Genomic DNA, 17,064 nt, shown 5'->3' on the forward strand with positions numbered 1-17,064 from the left:
GCTTAGTTCTTTTTAAGCAGCTTTTGGGCAAGCGGCAAGAAATCTTGGGCGGACTGTTCGCCTGTACGAGATTTAAAGTCAGCTCGGATCAGAAGAATATTCTCAGCACCCTCCACATAAGGAGTGTTCTTCAAAATTGTTCCTAACAAGAAATCTTTGGCTAGAAGAAATGTCTCTGGATCTTCCTCTTTCCAAGTAATGGTATTGCAAGACGCAGTCCACTCTGCATAGAAGCTTTTGAAAGTCTCAGAAAGCTCTTCTGGAGTAGGGGGAATCTTTCGAATAGTATCATCAGAGTTGCCAGATGCCGGTGACGGAGTTGGAGTACTAGAAGAATTTGTACAAGAAATCACGAATAAGGATGCAATAAGCAGTGTGCTAAAGAGTTTCATTATTGTTTCTCCTTCTTCATTGGTACGACAACAACTGGGTCCACGCTAATCTTCAAGCTTTGGCTTTGCTGAAGGTCTTTAGGAGCAGAGTAAAGTAAAGTCATGCTCCAATTATTTTGTAAATCGTCAAACTTAAGCTGTGCCTTTTGTTCTGGAGTCACCGATTCAAGATCCTTTTTCAAAGACTTCATAAGTTTTTGAAGCTTTTCTGGGGTATTCAAAATATATCCAGAAACCTCTCTAGGAAGTCCCGAGCTTATGCCCAAGTTGAAGGCTTCGTCTTCAGTATGAGTGTCTGTTGCAGTCACGGTCTTAACGAAACTTGGTTGTGACTTCCAATAGCTCAGAAATATGTATTCGTATAATTCGGCTCCTAGCCAGTCAGAGACCTTAGGCAAGCCGGCTTCGTAGGTAAGTTTGCCTGAAACTACAAAGCTTACGGATCCGTTCATTAGATCGCAGGCAAAGCCGTTCATTTCTGACAAATCGATAGTCACGGTGCCATCTTTGGTTTTTAGAGCATGTGATTGCAGGAACTCGCTAAAGTATTCACCCATTTTTTGTTGGCCATGGGGGACTCCTGGGACCGTAGCGCTAAAGTGGAAACCATATTTAGAGATATAGATTTGAGGAACTAATGTAAATACGTTCTCGAAACTGATGCCTGAGTTCGCAAGTAGAGAACCTTCATTTGCAAGAGCGGGGTTCACAGTAAATGTTAGTTTTGCATTAAAAGCGTTACGTTTATCGAAGAAGGTGTCGATCGTGCATAGCTCTTCCAATTTCAAACCTTTAGGAACGGCGATCGCGAGGACCGGCTTGAGTCTTGCGGAAAAAGACTGAAACTCGATCAGGCGGTATTTTCCGTTTGGGAGTTTTGCAACGTCTGCACTTACAAGACCGTTTGTATCTAAAGAGACTCTCTCAGTGGTGAGGGTCGGAGCTACTGCAATTAACTGGTTCCAGTCAGTGGCCATCGCTGAATGGCTGATTAAGAAAAGCGCAAGGGGGGCGCAGGTCTTTTGCAAAAAGCGCAAACGGAAGTTTGTGTTCATTGAAGTTCCTTTAAGCGATAGGGTAGAGGAAAAGAACTTCAGCAATGCTTGTGCCATTGAGGAATAGGGCCGGAAGAGGGCGAGATAAACCCAATTGGTTTAGAGGGTAGGCCCGGCTATCATCTCTTGTATTTTTTCTGGGGGCTTTGAAATTTATTACGTGCTCCGTAATAATCCGGCCGCGCGGTCAAATTTGAGGGTCAATATTCGACTTCAACGCCGAGGGCTTCAATCAAAGCAATGGCTTCGGGGAATGAGAACTTGGCCTCTTTCATTTTCACGAATTTGGGGTCGATAAAGTAGTTTCTGGCCCCGCGGAAGTCCGCCTTTTCAAGATTGGCTTTGTTAAAAGAGGTCCCTGAAAGCATCGAAGACCTAAAGCTGGCTTTAGTAAGGTTAGCACCTGAGAAATCGGCTTCGCGGATAGAACAATTCTCAAACTTCATTCCGCGCAAGTCGACGGATTGAAAACAGCAGTAGTCCATCTTACAGCCAGAGAAATTGAAATCTCCGTTTGCGCGAACTTCGATCCAATTGATACCCATCATATTGCAGTTTTCAAAGAGCACGTTACGTAAGACAACATTCTGAAGTGAAATATTCGCAAGGTTGCAAGTGGTGAACTTACAATCAATAAAGACAGCACTTTTCAAATTCGCATCGGTCAAATTGATTTCCGTAAAATCAAAGCCACTCAGTTCGCTGCGTTCTTCGGCAAGAAGTGCAGGCAGTTCTTTTTCAGTGATCACGATGTAATTCATGAAAGCTCCTTAGGCTGTGCATGCAGATTAACACCGAGAATTTTCAAATTGGAAACGAGATTTTTCAGTGCCCACGAGCAGGGGGCGCTTCGCCGGTCGTGTGAACAGATAGTGCGGAGACGTCCTTTTTAAAGAGCTTAAAACCCTCTGTTTGAGTTTGTAAAAGGCCCATGCAATTCGACGACATCTATTGAAAAAATGGCAAGCTCTGTAGGCTCGTGGCGGACGTTTAAAGAGCGATTAAAATAGTATTCACGAGGTAGTTTTTTGATGCGGATGCTCAATACAAAAAAAGGCTCAGTGTTCTGAGCCTTTCTTCGTTATTTATGTAATTTCAGAATTAGTACGTAACCACGAACATTGTATCAAAAAGGAAAGAATTCTTGATCTCGTATTCTTCCCAGCCTGCGCGAACGCCGTATTCGTCGCCATTGCCGTAACCAGCTCCGATGCGTGATGCTAGCTTAAGGCCTTCGCCTTTGTGCTTGGGCTGGAATTGATAGCCCATATAGATTTGTCGGCCGATGTGTTGATCATTTAAGTTTTTACTAGTGTTTATGTTGTAAGCATAAGACGCTGCACCGATTCTTGTTTTTAAGTCAACGCGGTTCACAGCAATGCTAGTGTAAAAGCCGCTGGTGTTGGTCGTTGCAAAAGGAAAGAGGTTAAAGCGAAGACCTAACGCATTGGCCGTGGTTTCAGAGCCAATCTCGATCAATCCGCGATATTCATTGTGGGCCATATTTGTATGGTCATAAGTAATCTCGGTATTCAGTTTCGGAGAAACATCGTAACCAAGACTAATTCCATAGCTTCCGTTGAATTTAAACAACGGGTTCAAATCTACCATAAAGTTGAAACGAGATTTGCGATGAATTGTTTCATCCTCAATCGTCGTTTGTACAGTAGTTTGAGCCAAAAGACTCTTCGTCATGAATAGAATAACGACGAAGAAACCAAGTGAACGTTTCATGGTAGTGCTCAATTAGTTATTTTCAATTTTTTGAATGCCTACAAGTGACAAGCCATCGCAGCTGTATTCACCACTAGATGTCACTGTGTAGTAGTCATCATTCACATTGATCACAGAGATAAAAGACTGATTGTAAGTACCTGGAGTGATCGATACGTGGCTCAGTGGTACAACGACCTCTGCATTTTTTGCGCCTGGAATCACATTACGCGCAAATTCAGTGACCAGTTGAAAGCAGCTGGTATTTTCTTTGATATAAGACTCATCAGATAACAAGTCGCCACCAGCGAATACGGTGGTGCTAAGACTCATAGTTGCTACAAACGCAATCAACATGGATTTCATAATCGGTCCTCTTTTTAGTAGATAGAGAGTGATTTTGTACCATGATCCCCGAGAGTTTTGGTGGGGCAGAGTAAAAGCGTGAAAAAAAGACATCAATATCTAGGGCTTAGTCAGCAAGCTACTTACAGCAATAAGGAACGTCGTACGCCGGACCGGCATCGATCATGCCGTTGAGGCTACAAGCTGTTGTAAAGCCACGAGTCCCGCCTAAACCTCCGCAAGAACGCAGACATTTGCCGTTTTTTACGCCCCAATGAGGCGCTGGTTGGGTCGCAGGATTGCAGATAAACGTATTCTTAACCGGTAAATCATTTCCAGAGTTTGCCACAGGTATAAAATAGAGACCGGGGTTCAAGGTCTGCCCCGTGGTGGTTCCTGACTTTCTTAAGAAGTACCCAAAGACGCCCCAAGTTTTTTGAAGGGGGTCATAAGCCCATCGACCATACTCGCTAGGGTTATCAGGCAGCAGGTACACAGCCTGCGTATAAGAATCAAATGCCTTATGAGTCAGGTTATTCACAGAGCCGATTTCCAGACGATAGCAGCCGGTTTGAGTATTCACCGGGGAAAGGCAGCCGTTTTCTCCACGAACACCTACAAATAAATAGCGTCCAGCGACGATCTGCTTAATATCAAATAGGTCGGCAGTACCAGGAACTGTCAGCGGGTTATAAATATCAAAAGGCCCCAACGCGTCTGAGGCAATCATCCCCATACTCACATTAAAAGGGATTGTTCGCGAACTAAGTTTGCGCCATTTACCATCGGTTTTATTAATCACCACCTGAGTCCAACTCAAATACGCCTTGCCATCTAAAGCCGTAAATATTTTCGGAACTGATGCGCTTGCATAAGCCGAACTATCACGACTTGCAATACCATCCACATACACGCGAGTTTTGCTAGCAATGATGTTGTTATTAGAATCGACGGGACCTACGCAGGCACCGACACTTCCAGGAAAACCAGTGCCATGACATTCAAAGGCTGCGTATTTAACACCTGCAATGATTGCCACGGTAGGGTCATAAGCCGTTGTCAGAGTTCTACCGCCACCAATAGCTACGGACGGCTTTAAGGCAAAACGTAAGAATGTCAGTTTGCGTTTTGTGAAATCCGCGCGATAAAGAGCAACACCCCAAGTTTTCCAAGTGCACTCGTTGGTGGAAATTTCACCGCTAAGACCCGAGTATTTCAGGCGGCGACCCCAGAACAGAGTTTTGTCCGTGGGATCTTGATGATAGGAAGTCGTATTACAACCATCCGTCAACCACGCCTGAGCTAGCTGTGCAATCGACACGGCTTTTTCGTAAGAAGCATCGATATCAGGAGAGGCAGGACCCTGGACATCAACAGGTGGCTGAACCTCGGCATCACCCGCAGGGGCAAATGCTCCAGGGCGGGCGCAGTTTTGAAAAATAATAAAGATGCACGCCAAAATCAAAAGCGACGATGGCAGGCGACGTGACGTTGTCATTGATACTTTTTCGGAAGATCCCTAAGTGAAGTTAAGAGAAGCATGTCTCGATCTGAGAATTAGCGAAAGCATTTTACTTCGATGCAAGTTTTCTCTGTTTGGAAATCACAGTGATCTCGACTCGATCCGTTCCCTTATTTATGAAGCCGAGCTTTTTGGCCGCGGCCTTTGACACATCGATAATCCGACCACGGGCATAGGGACCACGGTCGTTGATTCTGACGGTCACGGTTTTACCTGTGCTTAGGCTTTTTACTTTGACCATCGTATTCATAGGTAAAGTCTTATGTGCCGCCGTTAGTGCATTCATATTAAAACGTTCGCCATTTGCGGTGCGTTTGCCATGATGGCGGGGGCCATACCACGAGGCCATGCCTTTTTGATTTTTCTTCGTAGATTTTTTGGATTGTGTCGTGCGCGCAGGGGACTTCTTGGCCTCAGCCACGGAACCGGTGCCTAAGGTCAATGCCAATGCTAAAGAGAATAAAAACAGGCCTCTCATACCCTATACTTATCGGAGTAAAGAGGCCGAATTTAAGAAGTTCCTGAAATCGAACAACACCATGTCTGGAAGTTTGTCAGTTTTTAGAAACTATTTTTTACCTTGCAGACTTTTGCGAGCGGCGCTCACAGCTTGACGAGTTTTTTGTACCTCTTCAAGAACTTGCGCTTTGTTGTTATCACTCAAAGCGGAAATCACAGCCGGGATCGCCATAAGATCCGCCATGGCGAGTGTAAGGCCATATCCGACCGAGAGACCGAGGTTTGAACCCATCGAACTAGAAGTCGAACCAACAATCAATCCCATACCAGTGATTGCAAGCATCACAGTTGCTGTTTCACTAGTGAACTCATTGAGACCTGAATTTTTGCTTTCAGTAACGGATTTACCAAGAGCTTGAAGGCTTTGTTGAAGCTTTGTGATGCTGCTCTTGAGTGCTGGATCGTTGACTTGTTCTGCAACGGCTAATTGCGTTTGTGCATTTGTAAGGTCAGCAAGGACCTTCTCTTTATCGATCTCTTTTCTTTGCAAGCCATAGATGACGTGGGACACACCACTCAAAGCCGCAGGAATTGAAGCTGCGATGAAAACTCCAGTGCCCTTTTCCGGAGATGCTCCTCTAAGTGCGATGGCACCGACGATTCCGATGATTGCTCCTGTCGCTGCTAATCCGATCGTTGTGTAGCGAGCGATTTTGCCATGTTGTTGAAGCTCGATGATCGAGTTCTCAACATGAATCAGTTGTTCTTCTGCGACAGCCAAGGCTTGGTCTGTAATTGCGATTTCTTGTGCAACACTGGCCACACCAGAGTCCACAACGCTGTCGATTCTATTTGCATAAGCCACATTTTGCCCTAAAAGACTTGCTACTACTGAATACATCACGAGGTTTTTCATACTTATACTCCAGCTAAAAAATTAATTTTCATGACGGACTTTCATGGTGCAAGTGCAGGGCCAAAAACCACGTTCCACAGGGGTTCGTGGGTACTATCGGTTTTTCTAAATAACCAGATGCCGAATTTCGGCAAAACTAGAGTTAATACTACAATTTCAAAAAAAATTCGGCTGAAACTGCCCTCATTTCCATCTCAGGATATTTCAATTGCTCACGCTATGCGCAATTGCTATTGAAAATATATGGCTAATATCAATTTAAAAAAAATCAATTGGAGCATGGAACGCAAGGCTCTCGTGGCCTTCTCAATTATTTTTGTCGCGGTTGTTGGTAGTGCCTGGATTTACGCGATGAAATTACGTCAAACAGTCGTAGCTAACAATTCCATTACGATGATGGATTCTAGCGCGCTTGTGGAAGTGGAGCGTCTGCGCAATATTGCCGACTCCCAAATTGCGAACAGCAAAGCCTTTTTCTTGTTGGGGGCTAAATCTATTTTCGACCTACAAGAAAAAGAAAAAGATGAACTTATGAAGTCTCTGGCAAGCTTTGAAAAGGAATACAGCCTGCCGCAGATCCCAGCGATTATTAAACGTATTGAATCTATTGAATTAAAGAACAAAGAGTTTTTCGACCAAGCAATGGACTTCCGCGAAAAGAAAACGGAATCCAAGATTGTTGGTCAGTTTTTCCAATCAAAGGCAGGTCCACTGCGCGCGCAACTTAATGACGCTTTTGACGAGATCTCAAGCCTGCATAAGGCCGAGATCGACCGAGTCAATGCTCAGGCCCGCGGTTCCGTGGTCAGTATCGAATCTGATATTCCGAAAGGCATGGCTTGGTTGACAAGCTCAATCGCCTTGATCTTCTTGGGGCTTAGCTTCTTGGTGATTCGTCTATTAAGAGAACGTCCAGCCCACTTAGCAGAACGTAATAGACTTTATAATGAGGCTATCAAAGCCGTTCAATCTCGTGACGAAGCGATCTTTGCAGTCTCTCATGATTTGAACGAATCTTTGACTGCGATCAAATCCACAGCCGAGCGTCTAGAGACCACAGGACAATCTGAAGTCGTCAAAGAAAGTGCCGAGCTTGTGAAGGGCAACGTACAAGTCATTGAAGGTCTTATTAAAGATATCCGTGATCAAAAAAGTTCCGAGATGGAAGGACTCATCCTTCGCTTGGATCAATTGGGTATCGACGAGGTTCTAGAGTCTGCACGTTTACTGATGCAGCCAATGGCGAAACAACGTGATGTTCGTATTCAAGTCGATACGGTGAATCCACCGGTTCTGGCTTTCTATGATCGTGAGCGTGTTCTTCGTGTGCTTTCAAACCTGATTGGTAACGCGATCAAGGCAAGCCCTAAAGGCGGCAAGGTCGTTGTGAAAGTGCGCAGTGATCAGAAGTTTGTAAATATCTCGGTTCTAGATAATGGCACTGGCATTCCAGATTCTCAGTTAGAAGGAATCTTTGATAACTTCTGGCAAGCAAGAAAAACCGCGGATCAAGGCGCAGGCATCGGTCTTGCGATCGTGAAAACAACAGTCGAAGCTCATGGCGGTACGGTACAAGTACAAAGCCAATCGGGCAGAGGCAGTACATTTACGTTCTCGCTCCCACGCAGACGTCCTGTAGGAGCGCCAGTTAGAAAACTAGCTCCGGCAGTTAGAAGTTCTGCGACTTCTCATTTAGATTTCCAGGATGGGCCTAATCTTTAGGCCCGAATCTTATGTCGAACTGGAAAATCTACCACAATCCACAATGCAGTAAGAGTCGTGAAGCCCTGGGCTTGCTACAAGCCCGCGGCATTCAGCCCAAGGTCATCGAGTACTTGAAGCAGCCACCAACAGCCGACGAACTTCGTGGCCTTATTAAGACCCTCGGAGTCCCAAGCTCTGCGGTTGTTCGCACCAAAGAAGAGTTGTTTCAGCAGCTGAACTTTGATGTGAACTCGTTAGAGACTGTCATCGAGAACCTGGCAAAGCACCCACGCCTTCTTGAAAGGCCTATCATTGTTAAAGATCAAACGGCCGTCATTGGTCGTCCGGTCGAAAATATCGAGAAGTTGTTTTAATGAAAGCATCTTCAGTGCTCGTTCAAGGCAAGATAGTCCATCTCAGAGATTGGATACCAGCAGATGTTCAGCTTTATAAAGAGTGGATGCGGCCTGGTCACGAGTGGCAGAAGCTAGATGGCCCTTACTACCAATCTAATGAAGACAAATCTGAATCCATCGCGGCTACTTTAAGCGAAAAAATTGCTAAAGGCGATTTTCCTGAAATCAGAGAGCGGCTTGTAATTGCTGATGCAAAGACTAATGAGTTTTTAGGGACGATCGTTTCCTATTGGGAGTCGAAAGAAACCAATTGGCTTTGTATCGGATTAACTATCTATAACCCAAGGGATTGGAGCCGCGGTGTCGGTTTTGAATCCATGACCTTGTGGATCGACTTCCTTTTCAAAAATCGCCCTGAGCTTGTTAGGTTAGATATTCGTACATGGTCCGGCAATGCTGGAGCACAAAAGCTCGCGTTGAAGCTAGGATTTCAGCAAGAAGCTTGTTTTCGTATGGCGCGGATTGTGGAAGGCAAATATTACGACAGCCTTGGGTATGGAATTTTGCGCTCTGAGTGGGAAAGCCAGCGTCGGGGATAGGCCTTTATCCTGATCAAAATTACATTATAGGAATTGTCCTATGATAAATCCTATATCAATCAATTATATTTATAATTAGCGCCGCGTTATTCATAGCTGACTTTCTGAAGGAGGGAAGTAGTTATGAAAAAAGCATTAATTTCCGTAATGATGGTGTTCGTAAGTTTCAATGCAGCAGCTGCTGAAATTCAGATTGAGTCTGAGCCACAAGTTTCCTGTTATGGCGTTAGTAGTCTGTTGTACATCAGAGCGATCAAAAACGCAGAAGCCAAAGCTAAGCTTGCTTGCGAGGTCCGAGCTCTTAATACCCTAAAAGTCGAGACCCATGTAGGCCACGGCAACTGCCAAGCTATCGTTGTGACTGCCAAATACACCTGTTTCGAATAAACGCTACCCCTGTGGCATAATCAGTGCAATTGCTCCCAAAGCGCTTGCGGGAACTTCATATATTTAAGCCCGCTAGCGCCAAGTATAAAAAATACGCTCGTTGAGCAAAACTTAAACAGGGAGATTTACATGAAGTACGTACTTTTAGCTGCAACAATGATGGTGGCAGGTCTTGCACACGCTGAGGCTCTTAACTTCTTATCGTGCTCAAACGCTCAAGGCACTGTTTTGATGAACAAGTCAGAAGTTACTATCAATACAGTCACTTTAGGCGGCCCACAAACGATTGTTCTAAAGATGGAAGACATCATTATTAAAGCTAAAAACCGTCGTATCGTTGAATCTAAGACATCAAGTACAGACACTATCTGTGGTATCGACAGAAAAGTTAAAAAAGAGCAGTACACTCAAAAGATCACGGTCTCTAAAAAAGATGGATCTGAAATTATCCAAGACGACACTCCCGAGAGTTCTCCAAAGAAAATCACTGAGATCGTTCTTTGTGAAGAAACTAACATTAGTGCTTGGCCTTGTAAGGATTAATATCTAGTTCTCGCCCACGGCACTGTCCGTGGGCACTTCTTCGCTACCCAGTAGCTGGGCTAGGTCGACAGTACGAAGAGGTTTAGATAGAACCTCGTAAATCTGTAAGTTCTTAAGCTCTTGCTGACGCTCGATAGTAGGAGCCTCTTCCAGCACTAAGACACAACGAAGTTCTGGGTGCTTTTCACGAATCTTTAAAAGCAATTCGCAATCTTTAGTTCCACTTAAAGAAGCATTAATTAAAACTAGCTTCAGCGCAGCTCCAAGCGACTCAATTTGTTTTAAAGCGTCGTCAGCATCACCAGCTTCGGCACAGTTTAAATCCAAGTGGCTCAATTTCTTATGCACAAGCTTTCTGAAGAAGAGCTCTTCATCCACGACAAGAGCGCGTGACGCCACAACCGGTGGTTTTTGCGCAAGCTGCACATCCACTTTAGGGAAGCTTAAATAGAACGAAGTCCCAAAGCTCGTATTGCTTTTAAAATTAAGCTCGCCCGAGTGGGCCTTCATAATATTAAAGCTCATGAATAGACCAAGCCCCGTGCCTTCGCCAGGCTGCTTGGTTGTAAAAAACGGCGTAAAGATTTTAGCCTGCACGTGATCTGGAATCGGATCTCCGTTATTCCAAAGCTCAAGCACGTTCATGCCATTTTTTTCTGAAGACGTAATGCGAATCTCGCGGCCTTCTTTGCGATTTTCGAGTGCATTGAAGGCGTTCATCACGATATTCGTAATAATTTGTTCTATCTGAGTAGCATCACAGTTCACCCACTGGTCGCCGACTTCAACAGTCAGCTTAATAGACTGAGCCAACGTCATCTCTTCCAAAATGATCAAAGCCTCTTGCACCACTTGTTGCAAAGACTTCACCTCGTGATTGGTATCTTTGTTGCGGATCTTACCCATCATCTTGGTCACGATTTGTGACATGCGCTGAGCGGATTTTCTGATAGGCAGAATATTCTTACGCATCAGTGTCGGGTTATAGTCTTCGGCCATAATCAGGGACTCAAGGCTTTCAGAGTACCCATCTAAAATCGCAAGGGGATTGTTCAGCTCATGCGCCATGCCCGCAGCTAAGCGACCGATATCGACAAGCTTTGCATTATGGGTGGCTTTTTGTAAAAGCTCGCGGCGTTCTTTTTCATTTTTCTTAGCTTGAGAGAGATCTTCCAGAGTAATAACTAAAAAATCCCGTTCGTGATGGCGCATTTGTGCCGCTGACAAATTGATCGGGCACAGACGGCCAGATTTACGGCGAAGTTCAATGTCATTTTCACGACCCGAAAAAGAGGGCCCCTGAGCTCTTGCTAATTCGACAATGGCCGCAATCACTTTTAAGTACTGACCCGAAAATAGCTGAGGAAATGGAAAACCCTCGCTGCCTTCATCAAGGCAGTGGCCGGTCAGTTCTTCGGCAGAGTGATTTAAAAACAGGATTTTTTCTGAAGCAAGATCTACCAATAACAAGGGTGTTGCCACGACTGAAAACAACTTCTGAAATTCGCTTATATCGATGGCAGCACGAGGAGGAGAACTCATACCTCTTTATCGGAAGTTCGTGGAACGTCTTGAAGATGATCTACGGGAGCAGGGGATAATTGAACACTAAATTCGAACATGTCTACAAGCGAGACGAAACCAAAACAGATGGAACACTTTGGCCATATTTTTGGTAGCCTATTAAAAGAAGCTCAATCAGAACGTCTTTAAGGAGCATACTTCAAATGAATAAGGCAACTACTGTTTCCTCAAATAAATCTCAAAAGGTAAAACACCTCATTGCTGTGATCGATGACGAGCACGATCTTTTAGATCTGTATGAAATGCTCCTAACCCCGCTTGGCGAGGTTCAGGTTTTTTCGAGTCCTGAGGAATTCATCGAGCGCATGAATACTGATAAAGGGTTTAAGCCGGATGTGATTATTACTGACTATAATATGCCGAACATGAACGGCGTAAAGATGATCCAGACGATCCACAGACCGGATGCACCGATTGCATCGATTCTGCTTTCGGGCTATCTCGATAAGGATAAATCCATTGCCGCTTGTAATGCAGGTATTGGGAATATTCTTGAAAAGCCGGTTGTGAAAAGTGACTTGGTGCTTTTGACCAAGGAGCTTTTATTAGAAGCACGCTCTAAAAAAATCCAAGAAGAAATGTCTGACGTGATGAAGAAGCTAAAGGAGATGTTCCTTTGGTTCCGTATGCTGTGCATGAACGAACTTGATTTAAAATCGATGCACCAGCAAGGAGTCGTATCAGCCGATAAGGGCCCCGAGGATCAGGCGCATAGCTTGGAAGAGAGTCTGCAAGAGCTTGAAGACAAACTCACCCAGCTTGCAGAGGATAAGATTCAATTAGATCGCGAAGTACAGCAACTAAATAAGCGTCGCGGTCGAGCGGCCTAAAGAACAAAAGCCCGGTGGTCTACCGGGCTTTTTTATTTTTAGCTCAAGTCTTTCCCAAAAACCGCGCGGTCCCAACCAGGTTGGCTTAGCCAGTGAGCTCCGTTATGTTGAAAACCAGCGTTCTCAAAGCCTTTTGCGTTTCCAGGCCAGCTTATATCGCGGCCGTGCTGCTTATATGTAGACTCCTCAAATGGATAGCCTTCAATACGAGTCCAACCCTGAGTTTTTCCGTATTCACTAAGACTGGTTAAAAGCTCGGCCTGAATGCCTTTGCTTCTGTGTTCTTTAGCGATCGTAATGCAGGTGATTCCGGCAATATTCTTTGCCGGTTCACCTAGCTGAATAGCGCGTCGCCAGAACCAGTAAGTATCAATAATGGGACCTACAGAGATCCAAGCAATCAATTCATCACCACGATAAGCCAAAACGCCCACATGAAATCCAGTGAGGACTTTATCCAAAATGGTTTGGCGATTTAATTGCGGGTTTTCTTTTTTGCGTTGATCCCACTCTTGCATAGAAGCGATCTTTTGATGCCAGAAAGCGCAGTAGCAACCGCCGCCACTTTCACAACTTGTGAGTTTTTCGTAGTCAGCAAAGTTCTTCTCAGTCAGTTTTTCAATTCGAAGGCTCACAAGAAGTTCTCCGGAGCTTTTTCAAAACGCTCTTTGCAGCGCTTAGTACAGAAGAAATGTTTTTTGCGTTTGAAGATGAGAGTATTTGAACAACGCTCAGGGATTTTGATTTCCCATTTAGGACAGACAGTACAAAATATTTTTGACTTCTTATCAGCCATAATAGCCCCTCGTTGTAGTTTGTATGGGGCTTTTATGGCTTAAAAATGATTGTTAGGCAAGGCCTAGGGTGCCTTTTTTATTTTATCCATAGGTCTCAAACATCATTAGGAAGATTGATAGACAAGACATCGCAACCACCTTTGCTGCTTCATCAGGTAGGGTATTCCCATGGTTGAAGTGATCGCGCGTAGGCTTACCGACAATCTGCAGAAGCGACATCAGCGATTGAGGTGGATTGCCATTGGCCTTAAGCACACCAATAAGGCTTCCTAGATCGCCGTCACTGCCTTTCCAATTATTTGTGCTTTTGAGTTCTCGAATATAGGTTTCAAGAAGAGCTGAGAAAGAGCGGCAAGCTGATTCATAGTTGCTAGTCATTCTGACTGAAGTTAGCTCTTTTTCGAGTCGGGTTTTAAGCGACGCGGACATATTCACATTTTTTAATGCGATATGAAATTTTTCAAAAAGGGGACCAAGAGAATCCCAGTATTCTGCAAGGACGACAGAAGGGTTTAAACGCTTTGTAAAAAGCTGAAACTCTTCGTTCGTTAGTGTGAGGTCTTTCAGTTCATACTTGTAACCCCAAAAATTCACATCGAATTTGACTTCGTTGTTTTCAACCTTATGAACGTAGACATAGGGATCAATCGACTTCGGGCTATCTGCATGCTTTTCTTGATACTCATTCAAATACACTAAATCTTCAGGATCTGTCGTACTTACTTCAAGAACAAGTTCTCTGCGGAGCTCATTAAAAGTAAGAACATCACAAGAGTAATCGTGTTTAAAAAAAGGCAGGGTCTGTTTTTGTTTTTTTAAAGGCCCCGGAGCTAAGTCGTCCCAGCGCAAAAGGCGATCCGCCGTCCAATAGACGTGAGTATCAACACGCGTAACATGGGCCTTGATAGCCCAACCAAGATGAAATGAAAGCATATGATGAATCCTTTTCGTAACAATAGCATAAATATGTTATTGTTTTATGGCCACGAGGGCAATAGGATTGATGCAAGGGGGACACCTTGTGCCAGTAGTAAGAGCTGCTATCATTGGAATCATTATAGGGCTATTTTTAGAACGCATCTGGCTTAAGATCAAAGGGCGAAAGCTTTCCCCCGAAGTTCAAGCGCGACGACCTAAGATTTGGCAACTAGGGCTTCTGTTGTTTGTGCTCTTTGTTGTTCCCAGAATTATTGGAGTGTTCAAATAAAAAGGCACTGTTTCCAGTGCCTTTTATTATTTAAAAATACAAAGCTAAAGGCCTAAAGTCTTTATCGATAAACCCAAGATCTGACCACGCTGAGTGGTGATTATCCTGCCAGTCCTTGAGTGCTGCAAGGTACTCTGTTGGATAAAGAGAATTCATCACGGCACTTCGTTTTACAAACCACCACATGCAGACCATATGGCTCTTTAAAAACACAGAGCTGATTTCCCGATCTAAAAGCTCGCGAACTTCTAATGGAACGTGCTTTTCGTATTCATCAATACGAGGAAACTCTTTCGTACGACCTAATTTAAATTGGTAGTACTGATTGCCTTCAGTCACTGTCCAATCCAAATAGACCTGCAAGATACGAATAAAGTCCTCGCGATAAATCAAAAGCCCCTTGGTTTTAGTGAGGACCTTACGAACTTCCGTCGGAAGATTTTTCGCTTCAGGCACCCACTTGTCATGCTGAATGTATTGCTCAAGCATGGATGTTTTATTTCCCACCGGGAAACTCAGGGTATTGATATTCAAAATATCTTCGACGTCTTTCACTTTGTAAGTTTCAAGATGTTTCCAGATGGCTTTTTTAAGCTCATTTTCTTTTTGCCAGAAATCCAGTTGCGAGTTTGCGTGCATCACGGATTTTTCAGGAGCATCGAAAAGAAAAATATTTTGAACTTGGCCAGCAACAAAACTTTTTAATACGCGTTCATCGTGATCGGGGATCGCATCAAAGTCGATAGGTCCCACTTGTTTTTCCACTTTGGATAAAACAGTCAGGAATGGACATTGGAAAATAAAGATATTTGCCTCGCGAAGCGCTTCTAAAGTTGTTCTTTTTAGAAGACGATTCAAAAATTCAGGCGCGATATCATAATCCACATCCACCCAAATCAAAGGTTTATTCGCGCGGAAAAATAAATCCGGCAACAGATCAAAATTCTGCGAGTAATTGTGATTAAATCCCTTTGAATACAAAAGCAGACTGGCAGCGACAGTGCCGCGACCAGGACCGATCGGGATCTTCATCTCATCAGACAGATTTTTGATGGTGTCTAGTAAGCCCATCATCATTTTGATTTTGGGATTTTCCGCAGCCAGCACCTCTACGCGCAGAGTATTTTCGACGTCGCTGCAGATTTGGACTCCGCGGGCTTTCAATTGTTGTTTTGCTTGTACGACAAGCTCTTCCATGATGATCCTCCTTTGTGGCTCACTCAATTTGTGAGCGTTGTTTAAGGAGGCTATAAGCACTTCGAGTTTGTGAATGCGCTCTTCTGCATGCGTGTGCTCGGTCTTTAGGGCCTTCAACTTTTTGACCAAAGAGCTCTGCAGATTCTTTGTAGTCAACGCTGGGTCCTGAGCGAGCAGCTCTGCAATTTCACTAAGAGCAAATCCCAAATCTCGGAAGTTCTTAATTTGATGGGCTTGGTCCACTTGGGCCTTGGCGTAAAAACGGTAATCGTTGTCGCCTCTAGAATGCGACTTTAAAAGCCCCTTCGCCTCGTAAAAGCGAATAGCACGGGCGGTAAGACCCGTTTTCTTAGCCAATTGTCCTATGGTGATCCAGTCCTTCATCATTGCCTCCTCAGGTAAGCCTGGGGCTTGACGTAGAGTCAAGGTCAAGAGACCCAGACCAGATATTTGCAAGGGGCATTATTTCGAAATGTAGGGAACGATAATGCGGAGCGCTTGGTCGAATTGTATTGCCAGACAGCATCGCCTGAATGAGGTTCCAGGCCGGGGTGGGGGCCTTTTTCTATGAAATCCATATTGTTCACGCTATTGATGTTTTTGGTGCCTAAAAGCTTCGCATTAAGCAATGCGCAGCCTGCGGTAGATTCTCATTTTGATTCATTGGTGTTTTATTCGATCACTCAGTACGATGAGTCCACCAAAGAAGAGGTTAATGGCTTTTGCAACGGGCAACTGCTCTCGGCGCGAGTGATGGTGACCGCAGCCCATTGTGTGGCGCAGGCGTTTGTTTTAGGTAAGCCGGCATTAGAAATTCAATTGGGCGAATACCTTTTTCGCGAGCGTGATGGCAAAACCATTCGTATTGGCTATGCCTCTAAAAAAAGGGATACCGTTGATGGGGACTTCTATTTCGTTTCATCTTTAAAAAACCGCCTGCTTTCGCAAAAACTGCGCACGCGTATTGGGCCAAGTGATGATATCGCGGTGGTCGTGTTTAAACGCGATCTTGATGTAAAACCAGAAATGCAATTCCCCGAAGTGATTTCGCAAGCAGAGCTTAAGGGAGCATTGCCAAGAATCGGGCAGTACATTCCACAAGTACTAACAATCAATCCATTTGAAGAGATCACCACCAATGACACGCGCAGAATCGCAGCCCTTGGCAATGTGAGTGTTAATGGTAGTGGGCATTTGGAATCTAAGTCGCTAGCTCGTGTAGCTCCCGGCGATAGTGGGGGACCGCTCTTTGTACAAATCGGTAGCCAGTTAAAACTAACCGCAGTTGTAAAAGGTCGTGCAGAAACATTCTTTTCTAACTGGGATGTCTTTGGGCTTTTAGATAGCAAGATCTGTGATATTGCTCGTCAGGTTTCTGAGAGACCAATCCAAGAAAGTCTTTGCCGATAAAAGGCATGCCGTTTGTTGTGATCGCAGTTTGCGCATTCATCGGCTTTG

The 17,064-nt window shown here is 44.5% G+C and carries 20 protein-coding genes; 7 read left to right on the forward strand and 13 right to left on the reverse strand.

Features of this window, described 5'->3' with window-relative positions; all coding sequences use genetic code 11:
• Positions 1–2: 2 nt before the first annotated feature.
• The 8 genes from ACLWBB_RS04880 to ACLWBB_RS04915 all read right to left on the reverse strand — a co-directional run bounded on the left by ACLWBB_RS04880 (position 3) and on the right by ACLWBB_RS04915 (position 6,402).
• Positions 3–392 carry a hypothetical protein gene (locus ACLWBB_RS04880; protein WP_413290452.1) on the reverse strand — a complete coding sequence of 130 codons (390 nt, stop codon included), beginning with the start codon at positions 390–392 and terminating at the stop codon, positions 3–5.
• Positions 392–1,447 (reverse strand): hypothetical protein, encoded by a 1,056-nt coding sequence (locus tag ACLWBB_RS04885; RefSeq protein WP_413290453.1) that lies wholly within the window; start codon positions 1,445–1,447, stop codon positions 392–394. The genes ACLWBB_RS04880 and ACLWBB_RS04885 overlap by 1 nt, the downstream gene beginning before the upstream one ends.
• Positions 1,448–1,647: 200 nt before the next feature.
• Positions 1,648–2,208 carry a pentapeptide repeat-containing protein gene (locus ACLWBB_RS04890; RefSeq protein WP_413290454.1) on the reverse strand — a complete coding sequence of 187 codons (561 nt, stop codon included), beginning with the start codon at positions 2,206–2,208 and terminating at the stop codon, positions 1,648–1,650.
• Between the two features lie 340 nt (positions 2,209–2,548).
• A complete protein-coding gene (locus tag ACLWBB_RS04895) occupies positions 2,549–3,181 on the reverse strand; it encodes a hypothetical protein (RefSeq protein ID WP_413290455.1) in 633 nt (210 codons plus the stop codon).
• A 12-nt stretch (positions 3,182–3,193) separates the two neighbouring features.
• Complete coding sequence (locus tag ACLWBB_RS04900) at positions 3,194–3,526, reverse strand: hypothetical protein (RefSeq protein WP_413290456.1); 333 nt, start codon at positions 3,524–3,526, stop codon at positions 3,194–3,196.
• 118 nt (positions 3,527–3,644) lie between these two features.
• Positions 3,645–5,003: a hypothetical protein gene (locus tag ACLWBB_RS04905; RefSeq protein WP_413290457.1), complete on the reverse strand. Its 1,359-nt coding sequence runs from the start codon at positions 5,001–5,003 to the stop codon at positions 3,645–3,647.
• Positions 5,004–5,076: 73 nt separating this feature from the next.
• The gene (locus ACLWBB_RS04910) at positions 5,077–5,505 is read right to left on the reverse strand and encodes a septal ring lytic transglycosylase RlpA family protein (protein WP_413290458.1); all 429 of its coding nucleotides are present in this window, start codon (positions 5,503–5,505) and stop codon (positions 5,077–5,079) included.
• A 90-nt stretch (positions 5,506–5,595) separates the two neighbouring features.
• Entirely contained in the window at positions 5,596–6,402 is an 807-nt protein-coding gene (locus ACLWBB_RS04915; protein WP_413290459.1) for a hypothetical protein, read from the reverse strand.
• Positions 6,403–6,645: 243 nt separating this feature from the next.
• Between ACLWBB_RS04915 and ACLWBB_RS04920 the strand changes: the two genes are divergently transcribed.
• From ACLWBB_RS04920 to ACLWBB_RS04940, 5 genes are all read left to right on the forward strand, one after another.
• Entirely contained in the window at positions 6,646–8,124 is a 1,479-nt protein-coding gene (locus ACLWBB_RS04920) for a sensor histidine kinase (RefSeq protein ID WP_413290460.1), read from the forward strand.
• 11 nt (positions 8,125–8,135) lie between these two features.
• Entirely contained in the window at positions 8,136–8,480 is a 345-nt protein-coding gene (gene arsC / locus ACLWBB_RS04925; protein WP_413290461.1) for an arsenate reductase (glutaredoxin), read from the forward strand.
• Positions 8,480–9,061 (forward strand): GNAT family N-acetyltransferase, encoded by a 582-nt coding sequence (locus ACLWBB_RS04930; RefSeq protein WP_413290462.1) that lies wholly within the window; start codon positions 8,480–8,482, stop codon positions 9,059–9,061. Before arsC ends, ACLWBB_RS04930 begins: the two co-directional genes overlap by 1 nt.
• A gap of 123 nt (positions 9,062–9,184) precedes the next feature.
• The gene (locus ACLWBB_RS04935) at positions 9,185–9,448 is read left to right on the forward strand and encodes a hypothetical protein (RefSeq protein WP_413290463.1); all 264 of its coding nucleotides are present in this window, start codon (positions 9,185–9,187) and stop codon (positions 9,446–9,448) included.
• 129 nt (positions 9,449–9,577) lie between these two features.
• Complete coding sequence (locus ACLWBB_RS04940; RefSeq protein ID WP_413290464.1) at positions 9,578–9,991, forward strand: hypothetical protein; 414 nt, start codon at positions 9,578–9,580, stop codon at positions 9,989–9,991.
• A 3-nt stretch (positions 9,992–9,994) separates the two neighbouring features.
• Here ACLWBB_RS04940 and ACLWBB_RS04945 read toward each other — a convergent pair whose 3' ends face one another.
• On the reverse strand, positions 9,995–11,533 hold the full coding sequence (locus ACLWBB_RS04945; RefSeq protein WP_413290465.1) for an ATP-binding protein: 1,539 nt from the start codon (positions 11,531–11,533) through the stop codon (positions 9,995–9,997).
• A 185-nt stretch (positions 11,534–11,718) separates the two neighbouring features.
• Here ACLWBB_RS04945 and ACLWBB_RS04950 point away from each other — a divergent pair, with 185 nt between their 5' ends.
• Entirely contained in the window at positions 11,719–12,405 is a 687-nt protein-coding gene (locus ACLWBB_RS04950) for a response regulator (RefSeq protein WP_413290466.1), read from the forward strand.
• A 38-nt stretch (positions 12,406–12,443) separates the two neighbouring features.
• Here ACLWBB_RS04950 and ACLWBB_RS04955 read toward each other — a convergent pair whose 3' ends face one another.
• The 4 genes from ACLWBB_RS04955 to ACLWBB_RS04970 all read right to left on the reverse strand — a co-directional run bounded on the left by ACLWBB_RS04955 (position 12,444) and on the right by ACLWBB_RS04970 (position 15,993).
• Positions 12,444–13,040, reverse strand: coding sequence for a GNAT family N-acetyltransferase (locus tag ACLWBB_RS04955; RefSeq protein WP_413290467.1), 597 nt, complete (start codon positions 13,038–13,040; stop codon positions 12,444–12,446).
• Entirely contained in the window at positions 13,037–13,201 is a 165-nt protein-coding gene (locus tag ACLWBB_RS04960; RefSeq protein ID WP_413290468.1) for a hypothetical protein, read from the reverse strand. The genes ACLWBB_RS04955 and ACLWBB_RS04960 overlap by 4 nt, the downstream gene beginning before the upstream one ends.
• An 82-nt stretch (positions 13,202–13,283) precedes the next feature.
• Positions 13,284–14,135 (reverse strand): hypothetical protein, encoded by an 852-nt coding sequence (locus tag ACLWBB_RS04965; protein ID WP_413290469.1) that lies wholly within the window; start codon positions 14,133–14,135, stop codon positions 13,284–13,286.
• 304 nt (positions 14,136–14,439) lie between these two features.
• A complete protein-coding gene (locus ACLWBB_RS04970) occupies positions 14,440–15,993 on the reverse strand; it encodes a MerR family transcriptional regulator (protein ID WP_413290470.1) in 1,554 nt (517 codons plus the stop codon).
• Positions 15,994–16,173: 180 nt separating this feature from the next.
• Here ACLWBB_RS04970 and ACLWBB_RS04975 point away from each other — a divergent pair, with 180 nt between their 5' ends.
• Positions 16,174–17,016, forward strand: coding sequence for a trypsin-like serine protease (locus ACLWBB_RS04975; RefSeq protein ID WP_413290471.1), 843 nt, complete (start codon positions 16,174–16,176; stop codon positions 17,014–17,016).
• The last annotated feature ends 48 nt before the right edge of the window (positions 17,017–17,064 follow it).

The organism is Bdellovibrio sp. HCB337, from assembly GCF_047302465.1.
In the GTDB taxonomy this organism is placed as follows: domain Bacteria; phylum Bdellovibrionota; class Bdellovibrionia; order Bdellovibrionales; family Bdellovibrionaceae; genus JACMRP01.